Annotated in this window: 18 protein-coding genes and 2 pseudogenes; all 20 read right to left on the reverse strand. The window is 54.6% G+C overall.

Annotated elements, in window-relative coordinates:
* Positions 1–3,511: DUF6531 domain-containing protein (locus ACLJQJ_RS22510; RefSeq protein WP_240872418.1), on the reverse strand; the 3,511-nt coding region annotated here is incomplete at its 3' end.
* 15 nt (positions 3,512–3,526) lie between these two features.
* Complete coding sequence (locus tag ACLJQJ_RS22515; RefSeq protein WP_023993995.1) at positions 3,527–3,985, reverse strand: DcrB-related protein; 459 nt, start codon at positions 3,983–3,985, stop codon at positions 3,527–3,529.
* 59 nt (positions 3,986–4,044) lie between these two features.
* Positions 4,045–6,279 carry a type VI secretion system Vgr family protein gene (locus tag ACLJQJ_RS22520; RefSeq protein WP_063809606.1) on the reverse strand — a complete coding sequence of 745 codons (2,235 nt, stop codon included), beginning with the start codon at positions 6,277–6,279 and terminating at the stop codon, positions 4,045–4,047.
* 396 nt (positions 6,280–6,675) lie between these two features.
* Complete coding sequence (locus ACLJQJ_RS22525) at positions 6,676–7,197, reverse strand: DUF2778 domain-containing protein (protein ID WP_000968384.1); 522 nt, start codon at positions 7,195–7,197, stop codon at positions 6,676–6,678.
* Positions 7,198–7,220: 23 nt separating this feature from the next.
* A complete protein-coding gene (locus ACLJQJ_RS22530; protein WP_000759645.1) occupies positions 7,221–7,637 on the reverse strand; it encodes a DUF2195 family protein in 417 nt (138 codons plus the stop codon).
* Positions 7,634–7,756, reverse strand: a pseudogene (locus tag ACLJQJ_RS22535) (cytoplasmic protein); the annotation flags it as partial. The pseudogene ACLJQJ_RS22535 and the gene ACLJQJ_RS22530, both read right to left, overlap by 4 nt.
* Before the next feature lie 8 nt (positions 7,757–7,764).
* Positions 7,765–8,226: a hypothetical protein gene (locus ACLJQJ_RS22540; RefSeq protein ID WP_063809607.1), complete on the reverse strand. Its 462-nt coding sequence runs from the start codon at positions 8,224–8,226 to the stop codon at positions 7,765–7,767.
* Positions 8,211–8,681, reverse strand: coding sequence for a glucosaminidase domain-containing protein (locus ACLJQJ_RS22545; protein WP_000528843.1), 471 nt, complete (start codon positions 8,679–8,681; stop codon positions 8,211–8,213). The genes ACLJQJ_RS22540 and ACLJQJ_RS22545 overlap by 16 nt, the downstream gene beginning before the upstream one ends.
* A 42-nt stretch (positions 8,682–8,723) precedes the next feature.
* Positions 8,724–9,491, reverse strand: coding sequence for a TagF domain-containing protein (locus ACLJQJ_RS22550; RefSeq protein WP_001254130.1), 768 nt, complete (start codon positions 9,489–9,491; stop codon positions 8,724–8,726).
* A complete protein-coding gene (gene icmF / locus ACLJQJ_RS22555) occupies positions 9,491–13,360 on the reverse strand; it encodes a Type VI secretion protein IcmF (RefSeq protein ID WP_063809608.1) in 3,870 nt (1,289 codons plus the stop codon). Before icmF ends, ACLJQJ_RS22550 begins: the two co-directional genes overlap by 1 nt.
* A 33-nt stretch (positions 13,361–13,393) precedes the next feature.
* Positions 13,394–13,825, reverse strand: a complete 432-nt coding sequence (gene sciR / locus ACLJQJ_RS22560; protein ID WP_023166851.1) for a Shiga-like toxin A subunit SciR — start codon at positions 13,823–13,825, stop codon at positions 13,394–13,396.
* A 201-nt stretch (positions 13,826–14,026) separates the two neighbouring features.
* A complete protein-coding gene (locus ACLJQJ_RS22565) occupies positions 14,027–14,800 on the reverse strand; it encodes a Rap1a/Tai family immunity protein (protein ID WP_063809609.1) in 774 nt (257 codons plus the stop codon).
* Positions 14,801–14,804: 4 nt separating this feature from the next.
* Positions 14,805–16,109, reverse strand: coding sequence for a type VI secretion system protein TssL, long form (gene tssL, locus ACLJQJ_RS22570; RefSeq protein WP_000132479.1), 1,305 nt, complete (start codon positions 16,107–16,109; stop codon positions 14,805–14,807).
* A complete protein-coding gene (gene tssK, locus ACLJQJ_RS22575) occupies positions 16,106–17,449 on the reverse strand; it encodes a type VI secretion system baseplate subunit TssK (RefSeq protein ID WP_000118732.1) in 1,344 nt (447 codons plus the stop codon). The genes tssL and tssK overlap by 4 nt, the downstream gene beginning before the upstream one ends.
* Positions 17,450–17,452: 3 nt before the next feature.
* Positions 17,453–17,989 carry a type VI secretion system lipoprotein TssJ gene (gene tssJ, locus ACLJQJ_RS22580; protein ID WP_001007105.1) on the reverse strand — a complete coding sequence of 179 codons (537 nt, stop codon included), beginning with the start codon at positions 17,987–17,989 and terminating at the stop codon, positions 17,453–17,455.
* A 66-nt stretch (positions 17,990–18,055) separates the two neighbouring features.
* Positions 18,056–18,541: an Hcp family type VI secretion system effector gene (locus ACLJQJ_RS22585; protein WP_063809610.1), complete on the reverse strand. Its 486-nt coding sequence runs from the start codon at positions 18,539–18,541 to the stop codon at positions 18,056–18,058.
* A 142-nt stretch (positions 18,542–18,683) separates the two neighbouring features.
* Positions 18,684–19,067 (reverse strand): type VI secretion system amidase immunity protein Tai4, encoded by a 384-nt coding sequence (locus ACLJQJ_RS22590; RefSeq protein ID WP_000379146.1) that lies wholly within the window; start codon positions 19,065–19,067, stop codon positions 18,684–18,686.
* Positions 19,052–19,537, reverse strand: a complete 486-nt coding sequence (locus ACLJQJ_RS22595) for a type VI secretion system amidase effector protein Tae4 (protein WP_001081550.1) — start codon at positions 19,535–19,537, stop codon at positions 19,052–19,054. The genes ACLJQJ_RS22590 and ACLJQJ_RS22595 overlap by 16 nt, the downstream gene beginning before the upstream one ends.
* Positions 19,538–19,579: 42 nt before the next feature.
* A pseudogene (locus ACLJQJ_RS22600) lies at positions 19,580–19,774 on the reverse strand (type VI secretion system lipoprotein TssJ); the annotation flags it as partial.
* Positions 19,775–19,841: 67 nt separating this feature from the next.
* The gene (locus ACLJQJ_RS22605) at positions 19,842–20,327 is read right to left on the reverse strand and encodes an Hcp family type VI secretion system effector (RefSeq protein ID WP_000312802.1); all 486 of its coding nucleotides are present in this window, start codon (positions 20,325–20,327) and stop codon (positions 19,842–19,844) included.
* Positions 20,328–20,336: the final 9 nt, after the last annotated feature.

Below are 20,336 nucleotides of genomic sequence, written 5' to 3' on the forward strand. Positions count from 1 at the left end.
CGTAAAAATAATCCGTCACCCCCTGCCGGCTGTGCCGCTTTTTCAGCAGCTCATCCTGGCCGCTGTACGCATATTCCTGGTCAATAAACGTCTCCGGCACCACGCCGCGCATTCCTTTACAGGTCAGTTTCCGCGTTAACCGGCCCGTCCGGTCGTACATCCGCCGCGTGTCCAGCCGCCCCTGGCTCCGCTGCACCTCACGGTGCAGGTGGTCGCGCGTGAACTCGCTGATGACATCACGCCCCAGGTTGATTTGCTGAAGATGGCCGCTCCCGTAGTACAGGTACCGCAGCGTCCGCCCGTCCGGCATCTGCGTTTCTGTGCGGTTGCCCTGAACATCGTACCGGTGCTGCAGCACGCCCTGCGCCGTCTCCTCGCTCAGCAGGTTACCCGCACTGTCGTAGCTGAACCGGATAACTTCCGGCTCTCCGCCTTCCGCCGCATCATGCCGCCTGCGGCGGATTTCCAGCAGACGGTCCGCCGCGTCGTACCGGTATTTCGTGCGCGTCTCCGGCGTGATTTTCGCCGTCAGCCTCCCCGCCGCATCACGCTCCAGACCGTGGCGGATTTCGCCCCCGCGCTCCCCGCCGTATATCACTGCCGTCACCGCATTCAGCGCGTTATACCCGTATACCCGGCGGCTGCCGCCGGGGTCCGTCTGTTCCGTCACCCGGTCCAGAACATCGTACCGGAACCGGTAGCTTTCCCCGTTCTCGTTCGTGAGCGTGGTCAGCCGCCCGTAAGCGTCGTACTCATACGCCGTTCTGCGACCCGTCGCATCCGTCTGCCTGCGCACCCGCCCCTGGCCGTCCCGCTGCCAGCGTGTTATCTGCCCTGCCGGGCTGGTGTATTTCACCAGCCGTCCCGCCGCATCCGGCTGGTAACGCTCCGTACGCCCGTCCGCGAACATGACCTCCGTCAGATGTCCGTTGCCGTCATAGCTGTAACGCGTACTGTTACTCTCCGCGTCCGTCACCCTTTCCAGCCGCGTGCGTTCATCATAAAACCATGCCGTCTGCGAGCCAGAACAGTCCGTGTGGCGCATAAGCTGCCCGTCTTCGTTCCACTGCAGGTATTTATCTCCGCCCCGCGCGTCGGTTATCCGCACCACCTGGCCGTGCCGGTCATACCCGTATACCGTGCGCTGGTGCAGCGGGTCGCTGACCGCCTGCAGGTTGCCCCGCTCATCATACTCATAACGCCACGCCGCCCCCGCGGCATCCACCTCCGTTTCCGGCTGGTGCCACACCGGATGCCACTGCGTCTGCTCAACCCGGCCCAGCGGGTCATGCGTCTCCGTCAGGTGGCCGAGACGGTCATAGACATAACGCCATTTGCCGCCCTGCGCGTCCGTCATCCCCAGCAGTAACCGCTCTTCATCGCTCCAGCGGAAAGTGGTCATCTGCCCGGCCTCGTCCCGGTACGCCGTCACCAGGCCCTGCGCATCCCACCAGTGGCAGCGCGTACGCCCCAGACTATCCGTCACGCACAGCGAACGTTCTGCCAGATTCCAGTCCAGACGGTACTGCTCGCCGCTGTCCGTATGATGGCCCGTCACCCGCCACGCCGCATCGTCCGGGCCTTCAAACCACGCCCAGGAGTAGTAATACCGTTCGCCGCCCGGCTCCCGGTGCATCGTCATGCAGTCGTTGTCGTCGTACGCAAACTCGCGCTGATACTGACCTGCGTTGTCCACCACCCCGTTCAGCCGCCCCGCCTCATCGTAGCGGTAACGCCGCAGCAGCTCCGGCTCCCCTTCCGGGTAATGGCGGAAGATGCGCGTCACGCGCTGCGGGTGCGCTGCCAGCTCATAGTGCAGCCGGATGCAGGGGCGCTGCCGATCGCCGCTGATTTCCACCAGACGCCCGTGGTTGTCGTAGGTCAGGTGCTGGCAGTTACTGTTGCGGTCGCCCAGCATTTTCAGCCGCCGACGCTGTGGGCTGAGCGGGTCCGCTTCAAACAGCCTGTACACGCCGTCATCACTGCTGATAAGCCAGTGGCCCTGTTCGCTGCGCCGCACTGCCAGCCCCTCGCCGGGGCTGTAAAAACCGCTCCCCGGCTCCACCGCCTGCAGGTCAATTCGCCGTCCCATTGGGGATACATACGTCATGCAGTTTTCATCCGGGTTGTCCGGCGTACGCTCCAGGCACACTTCATACAGCACGCTCCAGCCCCGCCCGAACATCCCCTCCGTCCGTTCATCACGGCTGCTGTAGGTCCGCTGCCACTCCAGCGGGAAGTGGCCGGGCAGACTGAAATCAACGTCATCATCGCCTGCCAGGTACTTGGCTCCGGTGGCGGCGTTTACCGGGCGGTTCAGCGCACTCCCCGCCTTCTGAACCATCATGTTAATGCCCAATCCCATCATAAAGCAGGCACTTTTAGCTGACGCCCGTCCGGGCTGCATGAACGTCAGCGCAATGGTGGTCACCAGGGTTATTTGTGACTTACCGCTTTTGATATCCCGTACCACCAGAAGCGGCCCGCCGATACGTACATCACCGGATACATGTACGCCGTTCTCAGGCTCATCCACCACTTTTGCATCGCAGGTACAGCGTACCCCGCTGCGCGCCGCAGGCTGGCTGTTGATACGCACATCCCGCGTCCCTTCGGCGATATATTCTGCTGCGGGCGGCTCATCGTCGCCTTTGAACAGGTTCGACACGCTGCCGATAAGCGCGCTTGCCGCCTGAAAACCGGCTTCCAGCACATCGAAAGTGTTCATCGCCCCCAGTACCGTCCCCACCGGGTCATCCGTCAGCGCCTGCAGTTTCTGCGCCATAAACTGGGTGAATGAAGAGGGATGTTTGTGGCAGTCGATTTTATCATCCTGTTTCGGGTCAGACCCCGGATATGCCGTTGCCACCGTGGGCTGCCACATCTCTGAAATAAAGTGGCCCGTGTCGGAAAGCATATCGCCCGCCTCTGCCAGAGCATCATTTCCCAGCGAGGCCCATCCTTCCGCTGATCCCATCCGGCTCACCACGGAAACGACGCCCTTAGCCATATTCTCTGCCCGGCCTTTTACTGCATCCAGATATTCCCCGGCCACATCCCACATTGATTTGGCGTCCTGCCTGCGTTTTTCTTCTTCTGCCTCTGCCTGCGCCTGCGCGTCCAGGGTTTCCACATCATGGCGTGATAATGCCGTTGCCGCCGCCCGCGCCGCCCGTTTGCTGTTAATCCGGGTGTCGCCTGAGCCGGTCAGGATATATCCCTCAATTTTCGGCGGAAAAAGGCTGTTGGCTATGTCTTCACAGGCTTTACTGATTTTCTCCCCGGCGCCACTCAGCAACATCGTCGCGCCGACCACGGTCCCCACAAGTAATACAGCGCTGCATCCCAGCGTTGCCACCGTAGCCCCCGTCGCCAGCGCCACAACAGCCAGTGCCGCAAAATCAATAACCGCATTGATGGCGAATTCCAGCGCACTGCCCACCAGATCTGCCAGAAAGGACGTATGCAGCAGCGCGTCGCCTTCCCTTGCCGCCCAGAATGCTTCTCCCATACCACACTCCCTGTGTTATTGTCCGGTTGCCGTGTTTTCCGGGTCCAACCTGAAACGCAGATTCTTTTTGATATCCGCCCAGCGCACCCTATCCGCTTCGGTTAACGCTGTTGAGCGGGCATAGGTCAGGGCCATCATTACCCGGCTGCTCTGTAGCACAAATACCGCCTGGTACTGATATACATGCTCATTACCCCGGATGAACTGACTCTGTATTTCCAGCCCTTCCATTTTCCCGTCAATACCCAGCCGGACAACCTGTGCTGGCGTATAACGCAGTTCCTTAACCTGCTTTTCCAGTTTTTTCATCTGTTGTTCAACCTGGGACGCCAGTTCATCACCGTCCTGCATTTTGCCGCGGCTGATAATCAGCGCCGCATCCGGATCGCTCAGGCGGATCATATTGAGGGTGCTGTCCTGGGATATATTACCGGAGAAACTCAAGATGGCTTCGTTGATATAATAGTTCGTCATGATTATATAAAATCCTTTTTGGTCTGAAAGTGTTGATAAGTCCGGCACTAAAATAAAAACTATTCTTTGGGTGGGAAAGTTTCCTTAATTACTGCTGCCATTGCTGTTTTTTCTGACTCACCAAATGTTCCCACTTTGGGTTCTCTTTTATCCATATTTAAATCCAGCTGCCCTTTTATAGTATTAATCTGACCATCGGCATCTGTTGCAGTAATATTGAACGTTTTACAGGTTACGTAAAATTCCCCCTTACTGCTCATGTACAGAACGGTGTCACCACAACTCAGAGTAATAGAATCACCCGCTGCCAGATATAACTCTTTTACCGTCTGAATGGTTTTATTTCCTCCGGCCAGAGAGGTATCGTCATACTGAACTTTATGGTCGCGGACAGCGCCAATAGTGGCTATTTCTGACTGATCAATGACCTTAACCCGATTATTCCCCACCCAGTGACTTTCATTATTATTAACTTCAATACGCTGATCTTTTTCAGCATGTAGCCAGACCTCTTCACTACCGGGTTTATCTTCAAAACGCAGAGCGTTGGCATTGGTCGGTCCGCCGCCGATAGTGTGGCTGTATATCCCGCTCTGTGTTGCCGCGCCCGGCAGTCCCCACGGCGGCATGGTGTCCTGGTTGTAGGTACGCCCCACGATGATCGGCAGATCCGGATCGCCGTTTTTGAAATCCACCAGCACTTCCTGGCCGATACGCGGGATCTGGATCATCCCGAAGCCTTTGCCCGCCCACGGGTAGCTGACGCGTATCCAGCAGGAGCTGTTTTCATCCATTTTGCCGTAGCGATCCCAACCAAACTGTACCTTTACCCGCCCGTACTGATCCGTCCAGATTTCATGGCCCGCCGGGCCGGTGACGATGGCGCTCTGCGGCCCTTTGGTGTGAGGTTTGCTCACCGTCCGCTGCGGGCGGAACACCTCGCGGGTGGGGTGCAGTTCAAAACGGGTGGAAAAGGTAAAGTGCTGGTCCTGCCCGCTGTGCTGCGCGTTGTCCTGTACAAACAGCAAGGTCTGCATCAGCAGGTATTCCTGATTGACTTCGGCGGTGGGATAGTTTTCCAGCGTGAAGGTATAACCGGTCATGAGTGTGCGGATATTCCCTCCCCCCAGCACCCGACTGCCGGGGCTGCGCTGCGCTTCCATACGAATGCGCGTCAGCATCTCGCCTTCACTCTTGTCGAAGTAGTCTCCCGGCCACTCATAATGCTCGTAGGTGGCATGACCGGTTTCACGCGGGTTTGCCACGGTGTTTGCCAGCAATGAACGTGGCTTCGTAAAATCGAAATCATCCAGCACCCACTGGCCAGTCCGCAGACTCTCGTTTGCCGTGATAGTGTGGATAAACTCCTTGTCCAGCTTCAGCCCTTCCTGGTGCCACTCGACCAGCGGCGAGTCCGGACATGCTTTGTGGGCGCTGATGGCATCCGCCAGCACCAGCGTGTGGCTGTCCTCGCTGTGCTCAAACCACCAGTAGATGCCCCACTCCTGCATCAGTCGCTGAAGAAAATCAAAATCAGTTTCACCGTACTGCACCTGCCAGGTACGTACCGGGTAGCTTTCCACCAGCCGCTTTTCCACCGGGTAGGGGTATTCCGCCAGAACCTCATCCAGAATATCCACCACGGTTTTATTCTGGAATGCTTTGTAGTCGCTGGTATGGGTCAGCAGTTTCAGCCACGGCTCCATACGCAGCTCATAGGTAACCGAACGCCCTTCATGGCCCACCACCCGCGCCGCCGTGACCAGCCCGCTGATATGTCGTTTACCGCCACCATCCAGTTCGATGTTGACGCACAGATCTTTGCCCACCATCGGTTTGAGCGGCAGGTTGGCCGCCGGGGAGACATAGCCCAGATTCAGGGTGTCGGGCGTTTTTAGCTGTACCACATAGCTGAACAGTTCACTTAATGTTTCGCCGCCGTCCAGGCTGGCGAACAGTAATGCGCCCGGCGGTACGGCGCTGCCGCTGACCGTCACATTATGCGCCCCCGGCCCGCCTGCAACAGCAGAGACGATGGCCGATACCGCATCCTGCGCCATACCTGCGGCGGCGGCGGCCTGCGCCGCTGCCACCGCGGCTTTCACCAGCCCTGATGGCTCCGGCAATGCGCCAAATAGCGATCCCGCAGCCTGTTCCACAGCGGCTTCCGCCGCATCTGCCACGCTTCCGGCGACTGAATCTGCGGTGACACCGCCACTTTCTCCGGTTATCGGCGGCGTGGTTGTCGTCAGCCCTCCCATACCGGATTTATTATTTGTGGATACAAAACTCATGGTAGTGACTCCTTTAATACCGGATTAAAATAAATAGACTCACCGTCAGGAAACAGTGCCCCGCACTTTATAATGCAACCAGCCTGTTATATTTAAATATTTACCAGAAGAACAGGGTATATTGCTGACAAGAGCCATGAAAATAAAAACACAAAAATTAGCACATAACATAAATACTGAATTACATAAATAAGGAAATGAACATAACAATATTATGATTTTATTTTTATTACGCTTACCAGATTCGCATTGCATTTTATAGAAATTTGATTAATAACCAGCACACCGCCAGCCATATACTTTATCATTGGTGCTCATTACTTATCTGGCCACCATTGTAATCCTTGTCAACCACAGCACGTTCAGACACGATAATTTCAGCCGGTTTTAACGGTATTATTGTTTTGTTCCACCATTCGTTTGCTGACCAGAAACATACTTAACATTAACCGTAAATGTCTTTTCACCATTTTCTTTTTCCGTCTCCTGTTTCAGAATACGGAAAAACACCGGTTCCACTTCAATACAACCATGACTGTAACCTTTGGTGGAATCATGGATATAAAAACCACCCCGCTTGCCCCCACAGGCTTTTCGGGTCTTCTCATCCGCTGATTCCAGCCGGATACGGTTATATCCCCAGTTCGCCCAGTATATCTCACATGTTCCGGCAGCCTGGCCTCGCGGAATGGTACTCCAGCCCCATGATGGTCCCAGATCACAATCCGCAGCATTTCTTATCGGTGCCTCCCCCTGAAACTGAATAAACAATTTATAATTCCCTTCCGGTATCGCCGCATCCGGCACACACTGTTTATCTGGCCACTGTAAATCCGGTAACCCCGTGGTCGCCTTAAATATCCCGATACCAGGCCATGTCAGCTTTTGCCCGTCAAAAGTCAGTCTTACCGCCATCATCTTCTCCCTGATTATTCTGTGTATTACAGCGGTGGTGTACAACGTATCATTAGCGCCAGCTTCTGATCCCGTACAGACTGGTTATCCACCGATAATACAAAGCTGAAAGGATAACGTCCCTGCATCTTCGCCAGTGAGATATTCCCCTCCTGAAGGGAATATGCACTTCCGCGTCCGTAACCCTCAACATCCTGCGCCAGTAAGCTGGTATAGCTGATTAATGCTGAGAAACAGCCACATTCACCGGTACTTTTTTTCAGTGTGACCGTTGTTTTCAGAATGGTAAGGTTATCCATTTCCTGACGATGAACGGGATGGATATCCACACACTCCGCCAGCGGGTTATCAATGTTTACATCTGTTCCGCCCCAGGCAAATACGGGCAGGAACATTCCTGCACAGGCAGACATAAACAGAACCTCTACAGCGTACTTTTTCACAGCATCTGACCTCTATTTTTTTCATCCACCAGTCGCAGCGCATCCACATACCGCCCTTCACTGTTCTGCTGCCAGAACCAGCCTTGCCCTGGCAGGTAACGTATGCCCGGTAGATCCAACTATCCCGCTATTCATCTGTACAGCCCAGCCCCCGGCGCTGTACCACTTCACTGGCAAATGTCGCGCCAGTTTTTTTCATTATTTCTTGTTGTATTTTTTGCAACTGCGGAAATATAATTCTCTCACATTTATTTATTTCCCATATATCACCAGTTTGAGAACTTACTGAAAACAGTCCCCAATAATCGATTGCTCCGGCAGTCGGTGTATCATAACCAAGGCTAAAATCATAATATCCCGGATGGGGAGGATTTCCGTGTTTATCCTGCAAATCACCGTCAACAAAAACGCCATCCAGCGATAAATCATATTTTTGATATTTAAGTGCAATAATGAGTAGTTTTTCTGCCTGTGCTTTCGTCATTCCACCGCGATTTATATCTGACAAATTAAATTCAGATACAACCGTTTGGGCATAACAGAACTCAGATATAAAGAGAAAAAAAACAAGCATTATTTTACGGGGCATGCTATTCTCCGACCGACCATAATAATTATTCCAGCAGTTATCCTGGCGTAATTATCCGTACCACCAGTAATATGAGATCCTGAATTAAACCCAGCAGCTACCAGAGCTTCAGAGAAGGCCAGAGCATCTTTTTTCCCCCGAACAGCGTCACCATACTTGACAGCAAAAGATCGCGCACAAACTGAAAACGAAGAAAAAATAGCCACCCAAGTTTTGTTACTATCCTTTGGATGAACCCGACCTGACTGAAATGATGCAGGAGCCTGGAGAGAAAAGTAATTATTATATTCCCTGGCAATACGACCTGTACCATATTGACTTTCGGCAGCAGCAAGACCCAGTATATTCTCTACCGGTACGTCAAGCTCTTTTGCAATTATCTCACAAACCTTCATGTGCTCCTGGACAAATCTTACCGCACCCACGTTATTACACGCTTTATCATAATTACCCATTTCTTCATTCCTTAGCAGGTGTTTTTAAAACCACCATGTTCATTATTTCTCCACCAGTCGCAGCGCATCCACATACCGCCCTTCACTGTTCTGCTGCCAGAACCAGCCTTGCCCCGGTGTTGCCTGCCCCAGCGTCTTACCCGGCCAGCCCGGCCACGGCAGATAACGCACGCCCGGCAGTTCTACTACCGGTGCTTCATCCGGCAGCCCGGTCAGTTCCCGGCTGCGCTGCGATGTTCGTCGTAACCCGCGCAGCCACTGCGCCCACCACGGCCCCGGCTGCCACATCGCCCATAGCTGGTCCACCTGCTCGGTCAGCCGCCCGCGCCGCATCGTGTCCGGCGTGATATGCTGCGCCGCCAGCCTCGCCAGCCAGTACAGCCAGCCCTGCGTCTCCTGCAAACTCTCGTCCAGCCACTCCCGACCGCAGCGCTGGTAAATCACCAGCGGCCACGGGCGTCCCACGCTATCCCGTGACGCCATCAGCACTCCGGTCAGCCAGTCAGTCGTCCCACCCATCGGCAAAAATCCCGGCGACATCACAAAGCTCCACGGCAGCGGATGGTGTTCCGGCGCGGGCATATCATGTTCGCCACGCGGCGACAGGTGCATCCAGCCGTCACGCTCTTCATCGGTCGTCTGGCCTTCCGGCAACACGATATGCCGCCCGCTGCCCACCCATGTCTGGCGGTTCAGCCAGTCCTGCCATATTCGTCCCTCTTCAGCGCCCACCCGCCAGCGCACATAGTCGCGCTGGTCCGGCAGCCTGCCGAACATCGCCGGGGCTGATACCACCGCTGGCCGACGCATTACAACGCCCTCGCCGGACAACTGAAGTTCTGCAACAGCTCCCGGCTGACCGGGTTAAAATCCCGCCCGGCGGTGATTTCCAGCACCACCCGGCGACCGTCAAAATCATATTCCACCAGTTGACGCCCCCGCACCGCCGTTTCCTGTACCATTCCGGCGTCCAGCAGATGAAACAGCGCCCACGGCCCGCCGGTCAGTAGCGTTGAGGTGTCCTGGCGAATACGCGGGCTGGCGGTGATTTCCGCCATCGAGCCGTTGCGCGGTCCCGGCCACGTCACTTTCAGGGGCCGGTCCGGACCATGGGCGTAGCGCAGCACCTGACCGTCGATATCAATCACCAGTTCCGTGATGGCCGGGTCCATATCCACCACGCTAATCTGCATCGACCAGGAAAATTTTTTCCCGCCCTCGCTGTTAAAAAACACGCTGCGAATCTGCTTCGCCTGCTGAAACGGCGTTAAATCCGGCCCCTGCAACGTCATGTTGCCTTCGGTCGGTTTGTAGCGCCACGGGTCGCTGGCGGTGTCCGCCAGCGGAGCCAGTTGTTTGCTCCAGAAAGCATCCAGTACGCCGCCGCTGGCGAAGATGCGGTTAAAGTCCTCGGCGCTGACCTCCTGCGGGCTGTCGGCGAACGGATAGCGCCCGTCGATGGCGTCACGGCAGTCGTCGCCCATCATCGCCTCCATCTGGGTGTTCAGCACGTCGCCGGTCCCGGCGTTGATTTTGCGCGTTCCCTGCTTCGTCAGATCCAGCAGGATGTTTTTCAGCGGCGCAGGCAGTTTCGCCGCCTCCAGTTGCAACTTGTCTGCGGCAGTAATGCGCGCTGGCAACGTCCCCGCCGCCAGCGCGCTATCAGCAATGGTCAGTTGGGTGTAATACTCGTTGAGCATGGTCAGCAGCGAAGCGATCTGCATCGTCCCACCACCGCTCTGTCCGCCGTCCGCCCGCCCGGCAATGACCTCGCGCAGCGCGGCGAAACGATCATCCACCAGCGTTTTTTCCAGCCGCTCTTCCGGGTGAATATCCTGGAACAGTTTTGCCGTCTGTACCACTTTCCCCGCGTTACCGGATGCGCGCTGCGCCAGTTGTTTCTGTCTGGCCTGCGGGTCCGGCGGCGGCACCAGCGTGGTCTGCTCCACCACCGCTTTTCCCAGCCGCATCAGCGGTGAGTCCGGCGACGCCAGGGTGCGCAGCACCTGTAAATCATAGGCCAGGCCGGAACTGCCCTCTTCCCCGGCACTGTTGATACTATGGATACTGTCCAGAAAATCCTGCCAGCGGCGGGCATATTCCGTCAGGTACAAACGGCGGACTTCACGGGCGACAGACTGCTCCTGCCCCGGTATCTGGCTGCGCAGGCTGTCAGTCAGCTTTTTTGGCGTACTCTCCCGGCCCATCACCCAGCCATCGTTCGCCGTCGCCGCCGCCACAAATTCCGGTAATCGTTTGTCGAACAGCTCCCGGTAACCTTCACGGGTAAAAATACCCGGCACGCCCCGATCCAGCGGCGCGCCGTTGCTACGCACAAACACCGTTCCCGCATCCGCGCCCACAGCGCGTACCAGCGTGAACTCCTGCGGCGCTTCGCTCTCCATTGCCGCCAGCGCCCGCGCATAGATACGCTCGGTACTGGTGTGACCGTCGAGGAATGCCCGCGCCTGGCGGATCAGTGCCTCATTTTTCTCATACGGTGAATGCACCACCCGGCTGCCGTCAAACAGCGCTTCGATATGCGTCAGCACGGCGGCGCGCCCGCCGAACCCGGCCACGCTGTCGCTGTTCCCCAGATCGTTAATCACCCACGACTGGATCTCCGCCGCGTTGTATTTATCTTCGTGATCTTTATCCAGATTCAGTAGCAGATAGATGCGCAGGGCATCATACGCAGCTTTACTGTCCTGACGGGCAATGGCGTCCGCCAGCACATACTCCATCCGTTTCACCAGCGGCGGCAGCAGCAGTTGATCCAGCAGGCGGTTGTACAGCGACGCCACGCTGTCGGTTACCGGCGGTACGCTGTACAGGCCGTAGCGCCAGGTCAGCGGCGGCGCGTCCGGGTCCAGTTCCGGCCAGGCGGACAGTTCCCTTGCGCTGTCCAGCAGTGCCGGGACGGGAGCCATCGCCGGTTTACCGGTGTAGGCTTTCACTTCACCGTCCAGCCGGGTCGCGCGGGCGCTGATTTCATTCAGATAGTCGCCGTTGGTCTGCTGACTGGTCTGCATCCCCTGCCACAACAGGAATGCCAGCACCAGTACCAGCAGGTGCCCGCCGAGGCGCAGCAGGCGGTAACGCCAGGCCCACTGGAGGTTTGGCTCCACCAGGTGCGCTTCACGGAAAATAAACTGTGTCAGCAGGTCATGCAGGAAGTAGCTGCGGTTGCCGTCCGGCAGAGCGTGTGGGAGAGAGGCGGAGGATTCGCCACGGGCGGTTTTTATCGCCCGGACAAAGCGCTGCCAGATACTCAACTGGTCGGCCACGGCGTCGGCCTGCGCCTGCGCGGCGCTGGTGAAAAAGACCCCGCGCAGCGTGTTATTCAGTTGCGTGGCATCGAATTTTGAATCGAGGAAGATCTGTTCAATAGCCTCCAGCAACGGCTCGCCGAGGGCGGCGAACTCACGCGGGAAGGTATACAGCCGCTGGCGGCTTTTAAGGTCGTACTCTTCCTGTAACCGGGTATCCAGTCCCTGATCCAACCGCAGCGTCAGGCGCGCCAGCTCCTGCGCGCAGGCGGCATGCAGCGCCTGCGGGTCGCCCGCTTTTCGCCTGCGGCTGTACGGCAACGTGAAGCCCCAGATTTGTGCGCGAAGATGGCTGGTCAGCGTGCGAAAATACTCGCTGAACCCCGGCAACAAATCCATTTTGGTGACCACCAGATAGACCGGAAAGCGAATCCCCAGGGTCTCGCGCAGTTCTGCCAGTCGCGCCCGCAGAGCGGCGCAGGCCGCCAGGCGTTCCGCCGGTGACTGTGCGGTTAAATCCGCCACGTTTAGCGTCAGGAGCACGCCGTTAAGCGGCGCGCCGGGGCGATGTTTACGCAGCAGACCGAGAAAGCCCTGCCACTCTCCGGCGTTACGCTGCGCGGCGCTCGCTTCACCACCGTCATCGTGGCGGGCGTAGCGTCCGGCGGTATCAATCAACACCGCTTCGTTGGTAAACCACCAGTCGCAGTGTAGCGTGCCGCCACCCGGCACTGTCAGGATACGCGAGGTCTGCTCCATTTGCTCCGCCAGCGGGAACTGCAATCCGGTGTTCAGCAGGGCCGTGGTTTTGCCATCGCCGGGACTGCCGACCACCATGAACCACGGCAGCTCATACAGAAAGCGTTTTCCCTCGAAGATTTTACGCCAGCCAGGCATATCCACCCGCAACTGCCGCAGCTGCCGGATGGCCTGCGTGACAATATGGTTGACGGTGCGCAGGTCGGCTTTGATCTCGCCTGCCACCGGTACCTCTTCCCCGCGCGGATGCAGGAAGCGACGCAGCAGTTGTTCATCCATACGCAGCGCACGCCACAGCCGATACAGGCCGTACAGCGCGTACATCAGCAGGATGAAACCAATCAGGGTCAGGCGGACCCACAGCGGCGCAAACGGATGGACATCGCCCAGGGCCAGCAGCGGTGTGACGAAGCCAATCGCCAGGCACAGGACACTGATGCCGATGATACTCATCGACCAGTTGACCAGCCACAGTACCAGCAGCATCAGCAACAGGGCAATGGTCACTACCCGGCTACCCACGGAGGCCAGCGGGCGCAGGGTATCAAATGACACCAGCGGCCCGACAAACCAGACCAGCAGCGCCAGAACCAGAACGCCCACAATCGCCAGCGCGCGCCGGGAAAAAAGCAGACTAAGAAATTTTTGCATTATATTTCGACTCGCCACCCAATAATCAATATTTTAAAATTCCCTGGATAAAGTAATATAACCATTAAATCTTACAGAACACTCATCAGCATTCATGAAGCTGGATGCAATGAAAATATCTTTTTCTTTATCTTTGTTAATATAGGTATATTTTGCCACGATAGATTTAACCTGATTTTCATAGTAACTATCGAAATAGGATTTTTTATCTAATATTGCCACTTTATTTTTGGCCTTATCTTTTTCATAATCCATCCTGGCCAGAGATTCTGCATAGACCTTAGATACAGGCGAGATATCAAGAATCTCTACCTTTGTTTTATCCTTTATAATAGTAGCGACATCTATATTCAGGTCATTTTTTATGGCATCAAATAATGATGACTCCATTGATGCTCCAACCGTAGCACACCCATAATCGTGCGCATAAGAAATGGCAGGAATACCCACCAACAGACAGACCATTATCTTAAACATATCAATCCCTTACTACCAAGACTTTACCACCAATACTTATCTGAACTGGCAGCGATAACATTATCACAGGGTATACCTGTCATACTTCAGGCTGCATGTGCGTTGGCTTTCCTCGCTCACCCCAGTCACGAACTAATGTACGTTCCTGGGGATTCACTCCCTTGCCGCCTTGATGCAACTTGAATGATTTTATATATTACAGGGATACTCTATTAATTTATTTATGATAAGTTCAGCCGCGCGAGAATTCAGTTCCTCATTGGTTTTATTTTTAAGAGAAACATAGACTAATTCATTTAATGTTAGCGTCTTAAATAAAGCGTATCCACACCACAGTTTGTTCTCTGTCGCATCCTCCACGCCGAGCAGATAGACACCCGCCCTGAGTTTATCCCGTTGATTACCAGACACCCAAAATTTAAAAAAGTCATTACCTGAAAGATTAAGCGCATCCGGCGTCAGGGATAAAATGGGAGATGACCGGGAAGCAATTTTTATGGAGGAGTCTGTCCTCTGACAGGGAAAATTTTTAACTAATGCTTCCTCTATCAGCACCGAAGCTCTTGCATCAGGCTTTTTCACAGAGTACCGATCAAGCCAGGCCAGCACAGTATGGTTTATTGTTATACTGTCAACCTGACCATATCCACACCACGTCTTACCTTCTGTGGCATCCGCTACCCCCAACACATACATCAGTGTATTATCTTTTTCCTGTAAGTTATCACTGGCATAAAACCCCAGAAAATCCCGTATACTGAGGTTGACATTATCGGGGGAAATGAATCCTGCGTTAATCAGGGACCCGGCAAAAACGCCACCGGGTAATAAACAACATAAAATGATCAAAAAAACACGGATAGATCGTTTTATGTGATATGTCGCTGAGATCCGATAATAATCCCCCGTCACGCCACATATTGCCGAATGATGAGACACATCATAGGTCGATTTTTTTATCATTCATTCACTCCACTACCAGAATTTCCACCCGACGGTTTTTCGCCCGCCCGGCTTTACTGCCGTTATCCGCCACCGGCACCGTATCGCCCTTGCCGACGATATGTACCCGTCCGGCAGGTACGCCGCCGGAGGTCAGCAACGCCGCAACTTCCGCCGCCCGTTTTTCCGACAGCACCAGGTTGGATGGGAATTCAGCCGAATGAATGGGCTGGCTGTCAGTGTGACCCGTTACAGTGACTGCGCCGCCCACGCGGGCGATTTCCCGCGCCGCTTTGTTAATCACTGGCCGGATTGCGTCACTCACCGTTTTCTGTCCCGGCACAAACATGGCGTCGCCACGGAAGACCACCCTACTGTGCTGGTCATCTTCGTCCACGGTCAGCAGGCCACGGGCGATTTCGTTTGCCAGCAGGATTTTCAGCCGCAGCTTATGAACCGGCACGGGCGGCGGCGGCAGTTTTATACCAATCGCATCAATATGCTGTTGTACGGTGACGGTCTGCACATCCATCCGGTGGCTGTAAAGGCCAAACAGCGTCAGCATCGCCAACAGAGCAATCCCGGCGCTCAGCCAGACCGGCACCCGGCGCATCCGCCGCAGTCGTCCGCTTATCGCCCCCTGAAAGTCAGGCGAGAGCGCGGGCATAACCGGATCGCGACGCTGTGAAAGCTGTGTCAGCAGTTGCTGGCGAATATTGTCCAGTTGCTTACGCCCGTCTGGCTGCACGCTGTAGCGGCCTTCAAATCCCAACCCCAGCAGGTGGTAGATAACCTCCAGTACGTTGCCATGCTCCTGGAAGCTGGCCGCCAGACGCCCGATGATCTGGAAAAGTTTTATCCCGCCTTCGCTTTCACCATGAAATGTTACCAGCAGGCTTTTTCCGGCCCAGATGCCGCGCCGTCCCCAGGTTGTGTTATTGGCGGCTTCATCAAGCGCCGTACACAGGCAGTAACGTACCGCCAGTACGTGCTCGCGCCGCAGGTTCGCCTGATCGCATAATGTCTGGTACAGATGCATCTCGCGTACCAACAGATTACGGTAAGGCTCTACCAGGGCCGCATCCAGTTTAGCGGGCATGGCTGCGAGAGCGCACAATAAAGGCCGGGCAGCGGCGAGCAACGGGTTAGCCGCCGCGCTGATTTCAGCCAGCCGAAGTTTGCTGTCCGGACCGTCTTCAACGATGACATTGAGTTCCGTGCGCTGGCTGGTGTGTACCGGCGTTTCATATTCACTGTCCTTATGCTCCGGCGTGGTGGACAAAAAGGACATCATGTCCGCCGCTGGCGGCGTCAGGGTACTGTCTGTCATTTATCGCGCACTCCCCACAGTTCTGTCTCCAGCCCCGGAAATTCCCCGGCGGTATGCATGGCCATCCCGCCGTAACGGGCAATGTGTTCCCACAATGCTCCCTCGCGGCGGATGTCGTAATAGATGTATCCGGCCTGAAACGGGATTTGGCGCGGTGGTACAGGCAGAACCTGCAAAGCCAGCCCCGGCAGATGCGAGCGGATCAGTTCCGGCAGGCGATCGGATGGCCCGATTTTGGTCTGGGCGGCAAAATGTTGCAGTAGCACATCGGTCGGCATTGAAGCCTTTATCGCCAGTACCAGCGTGCTGAAATCGGCAAGATCGGAAGGAGCCACCACCGCATTCAGGATGCCGTAAGTCCCCTCTTTCAGTTCGATGCGCTGCGCGCCCCGGATCAGTACCGCATTCAGCAGGAACTGCACCTCATCAACCAGCGATTTCAACCCGGCATAGGGCGTCAGGTGTTTGTACTCTTTGTATTCAGCGGGCCGTCGCGTTTGTGGACGCACATAGGTGGAGAGTTCCCCGGCCAGTTCGGACAGGTAGCGATACAACACTTCCGGGGCCAGCGGCGTTTTCGCCAGGTGGGTCAACAGCGGCTCAAAGCGATTGAGAATTTGCAACAGCAGGTAATCGGAGACCTCCGCTGCTTCATGGCCGTGGTTGTCGCTGCCTGTCAGCCGTTCCGCCAGCGAATCGGCCCGCATCCGGATGAGATCGTTGATCCACGACAGCCAGGTACACATCAGTGAACTGGCCTGATAATTAATGATGGGCGGGATCAGGTCGTGGTCGATATCTATCCGCCCGTCAGGGTTCAACCCGGTGATGCGGGTCAACGGCAGGCCAATCCAGGCGCCCGTCACCGCTTTTTCCGGCAGCAGCCGCAGGCGCAGGTGACTGAGCTGTAATAACTGCGCGCCACGTCCCAGCGAGTTGGCGTCGCGGATGTCGTGTTCATGTACCGAGAAACGCGCCAGTGATTCCGGGTTATTGTCAAACGTGGTTTCTTCGCTGTTCGGCGCGCGTACCGGTACCGCCAGACAAATCTGCTGGTTCAGGTGCTCCGGCAGGATGGTCAGCGGCGGCGGCAGCGGGGTGTGGTCCGGTGCGTTAAACGGCGTGCCGTCAGGGAAAATCCCTGATGCCTCTTTCAGTATCAGTTTACCGATGTTCAGCGCTTCGCCATCAATATTGTAGTGGCTGAATCCCCAGAAAAAGGGGGTCAGCGGCAGGCTGCGGTAATGCATGACGTGTTCCAGATAACGCTCTTGCTGCTGAAACATCTGCGGCAGTAAAAATTGTCCTTCACTCCAGACTACGCGGTCATTCCAGCTCATAATTCATTTATCCCGTTCCGTAATTACAATGGCGCTTTGTTCCAGTTCCGCCTCCAACTGCACTTTTCCTTTCCCCGGTATGAAGCTGCTGTACCAGGCTTTTTCCGGGGCTTCCGGGATTTTGTAGGTTACCCGCCAGACCGATTTGGCCAGGTTACGGTATCCGGCCAGTACGCCGATTGCCGTGGTCTGCGCATTCAGCGGGCGACGCAGTTTTTTCTCTTCGCCGGGACGCAAAATAAAGCTGTCGCGACGCACTAAATCGTCGGTAAGGACGGATTTGTCGTTGTCATGGAGCGACCAGTAATCAGCTGTCGTGAAAGCGGCGTCATTTTTTAGTTCATAAACACGTATCTCAATGGGCGCGGCCTTCTTCTGATTGTCAGGATTCACCTTATCGGAGGCTTTCACGCTCAGGTCGAGTCGCTGTGATTCGAGGTCAGGTAACGCATCGCTACTGCCGCATCCGGAAAGCAGGAGCAGTGCAAAAGGCATAGCTACCGCACATAACCACCGAGTGGGGTTACGCCATTCATTCACTGTAAATTCCTTTAAAATCAAAATAATAAATCCGGCCAGATATAAATCTGGCCGGAAAAACAGCCGTTAAATTTCTTTGTTGGCCTTGAAGTCGTAGCCTGCGGTGATGGTGCCGCCGCTGCCACCCTGCTGGTTCTGCACCACGTATTCCTGCTTCACGGTGCTGAAGGAGAGTTCAATTGATTCGCGAGACGCAATTTCCCCTCCCGGGCTTCCGCTGGGCGATACCATTGCAATAATCAGATCTGTGAAAGTGTACTTGAGGTACTCCAGCGGATTGCCGCCAGCCTTACGCATAACCAGAATGGCCTGCGGAATGTGCTTACCGGAAGAGCAGTATTTGAACAGGTTCGGGCTGGCGCGATCGATGTAATGTTCAAATGAAAGATTAGTAACGGAGACCTTACCGGAACCGAGACCGCTACCGGCGTGCATGGTGGATTCCTGATGAATATTCCAGCGCCAGCTCAGTACTTCAATTTCATTTTTGTGTTTGTCATCCATTGACTCGCCGTCAATGCCGTCAATTTTCAGAAAAATGTCATAAGACATATCTACTATCCTTTTAACTACCTAAATTAAGCCCTGATTTATCTGCTTTATTAGGTGAACAGATTAACTATTCCTGTACAGCTCTTTCTTACCCATAAATTCATCAGAGCAAGAGAACGTATGCTTTTAATATCTTTGAATTTTACTTCTCGACACGCCTTTTAATTAATTCATTTAATTCCCTGTCATGGATAAAATCTATGCACTTCATGGTATTAAAATCTGATGATATCGAACCGTTATATTTCAACCCTGAATATTTTTTCGCAATCTCATCAATTTCATGGTAAATCTCCACAGATTGTTTACCATATTCAAGGTAAGCACTGGCCGTAGCTCTGGCATCGTTTTTAACGACATCATCTTTGTATACTAATGCCAGACAATGACTCAGCGCCCAATTTTTTAAGAGTTCCGACTGTGAATATTGTGTGGTCAATGCTTCTTGTGCAAAGGATGGCTGCCATACCAGCATTCCACTTATGCTGAAAGTAACTAATATTAACCATTTCACGGCAGTATCCACAGAGTCCCAACTTCAGGAACAAATGGTCCATTATCTGGATCATTTAATAAGTGGCACTGATCTGAACAGATACTGCCATTCCATAATGTAACGTGTCCTCTGGCATTGCTCCAGCCATGCCCTTTTACTACGATAATTCCTTTCTTCCCTATAAAATCACTCTGTTTCGGATTATTAACAATAAGATCAGGCTTGCCCATAGTATGAGTAAGATAATCAATCATATCATTCACGCGATAAATATAGAATTTATTATCGGCACCACTAACCTTTGCATACGGAGAGTTACGGGCTATTGGGAATCCTGTCGCATTCAAAACATAGCTCATTCGAATAGGGCAGGCATTTTGAAAATAACCACCAGTTATATTTTTCCCAACGTTTCCACCAATAATGCTACCCACATCAGCGACGGAATGATTCACCTTCCTAAAAGCTAACCACGCTTCATTGAATGAAGGTCTGTTCATTTTGCTTACCCTCTAAAAATTCTGTGTAGGTCATTAATTCTCAACACGTATCTTCATGGACGCCGCTTTCTTCTGATTGTCAGAATTCACCTTGTAAAATGCTTTCACGCTCAAGCCAGGCCGCTGCGATTAGGGGTCAGGTAGCGAATCGCTACTGCCGCATCCGGAAAGCAGGAGCAGTACAAAAGGCATAGCTACCGCACATAACCGCCGAGTGGGGTTACGCCATTTATTCACTGTAAATTCCTTTAAAATCAAAACAATAAAACCAGCCAGACATAACATCTGGCCGGAAAAACAGCCGTTAAATTTCTTTGTTGGCCTTGAAGTCGTAGCCTGCGGTGATGGTGCCGCCGCTGCCGCCCTGCTGGTTCTGCACCACGTATTCCTGCTTCACGGTGCTGAAGGAGAGCTCCACCGTTTCACGGGAGGCGATTTCACCATCGTGGCTGCCGCTCGGGGAAACCACGGCGACAATCAGGTCGGTGAAGGTATACTTGAGGTACTCCAGCGGATTGCCGCCAGCCTTACGCATAACCAGAATGGCCTGCGGAATGTGCTTGCCGGAGGCGCAGTATTTGAACAGGTTCGGGCTGGCGCGGTCGATATAGTGATCAAAATCCAAGTTGGTGACGGAGACCTTACCGGAGCCGAGGCCGCTACCGGCGTGCATGGTGGATTCCTGATGAATATTCCAGCGCCAGCTCAGTACTTCAATTTCATTTTTGTGTTTGTCATCCATTGACTCGCCATCAATGCCGTCAATTTTCAAAAAAATGTCATAAGCCATTTTTATATC

This window comes from Salmonella sp. SAL04202 (assembly GCF_046550775.1).
Taxonomy (GTDB): Bacteria; Pseudomonadota; Gammaproteobacteria; order Enterobacterales; family Enterobacteriaceae; genus Salmonella; species Salmonella enterica.

Bases quoted from the DNA above. Each gene is read 5' to 3' on its own strand.
- ACLJQJ_RS22520 (WP_063809606.1), bottom strand. From the start codon at position 6,279: ATGAGTTTTGTATCCACAAATAATAAATCCGGTATGGGAGGGCTGACG.
- ACLJQJ_RS22515 (WP_023993995.1), bottom strand. From the start codon at position 3,985: ATGACGAACTATTATATCAACGAAGCCATCTTGAGTTTCTCCGGTAAT.
- ACLJQJ_RS22550 (WP_001254130.1), bottom strand. From the start codon at position 9,491: ATGCGTCGGCCAGCGGTGGTATCAGCCCCGGCGATGTTCGGCAGGCTG.
- tssK (WP_000118732.1), bottom strand. From the start codon at position 17,449: ATGAGCTGGAATGACCGCGTAGTCTGGAGTGAAGGACAATTTTTACTG.
- ACLJQJ_RS22595 (WP_001081550.1), bottom strand. From the start codon at position 19,537: ATGAACAGACCTTCATTCAATGAAGCGTGGTTAGCTTTTAGGAAGGTG.
- ACLJQJ_RS22545 (WP_000528843.1), bottom strand. From the start codon at position 8,681: ATGGGTAATTATGATAAAGCGTGTAATAACGTGGGTGCGGTAAGATTT.
- ACLJQJ_RS22525 (WP_000968384.1), bottom strand. From the start codon at position 7,197: ATGATGGCGGTAAGACTGACTTTTGACGGGCAAAAGCTGACATGGCCT.
- tssL (WP_000132479.1), bottom strand. From the start codon at position 16,109: ATGACAGACAGTACCCTGACGCCGCCAGCGGCGGACATGATGTCCTTT.
- ACLJQJ_RS22585 (WP_063809610.1), bottom strand. From the start codon at position 18,541: ATGTCTTATGACATTTTTCTGAAAATTGACGGCATTGACGGCGAGTCA.
- ACLJQJ_RS22565 (WP_063809609.1), bottom strand. From the start codon at position 14,800: ATGATAAAAAAATCGACCTATGATGTGTCTCATCATTCGGCAATATGT.
- sciR (WP_023166851.1), bottom strand. From the start codon at position 13,825: ATGGTCTGTCTGTTGGTGGGTATTCCTGCCATTTCTTATGCGCACGAT.
- ACLJQJ_RS22605 (WP_000312802.1), bottom strand. From the start codon at position 20,327: ATGGCTTATGACATTTTTTTGAAAATTGACGGCATTGATGGCGAGTCA.
- icmF (WP_063809608.1), bottom strand. From the start codon at position 13,360: ATGCAAAAATTTCTTAGTCTGCTTTTTTCCCGGCGCGCGCTGGCGATT.
- ACLJQJ_RS22540 (WP_063809607.1), bottom strand. From the start codon at position 8,226: ATGCCCCGTAAAATAATGCTTGTTTTTTTTCTCTTTATATCTGAGTTC.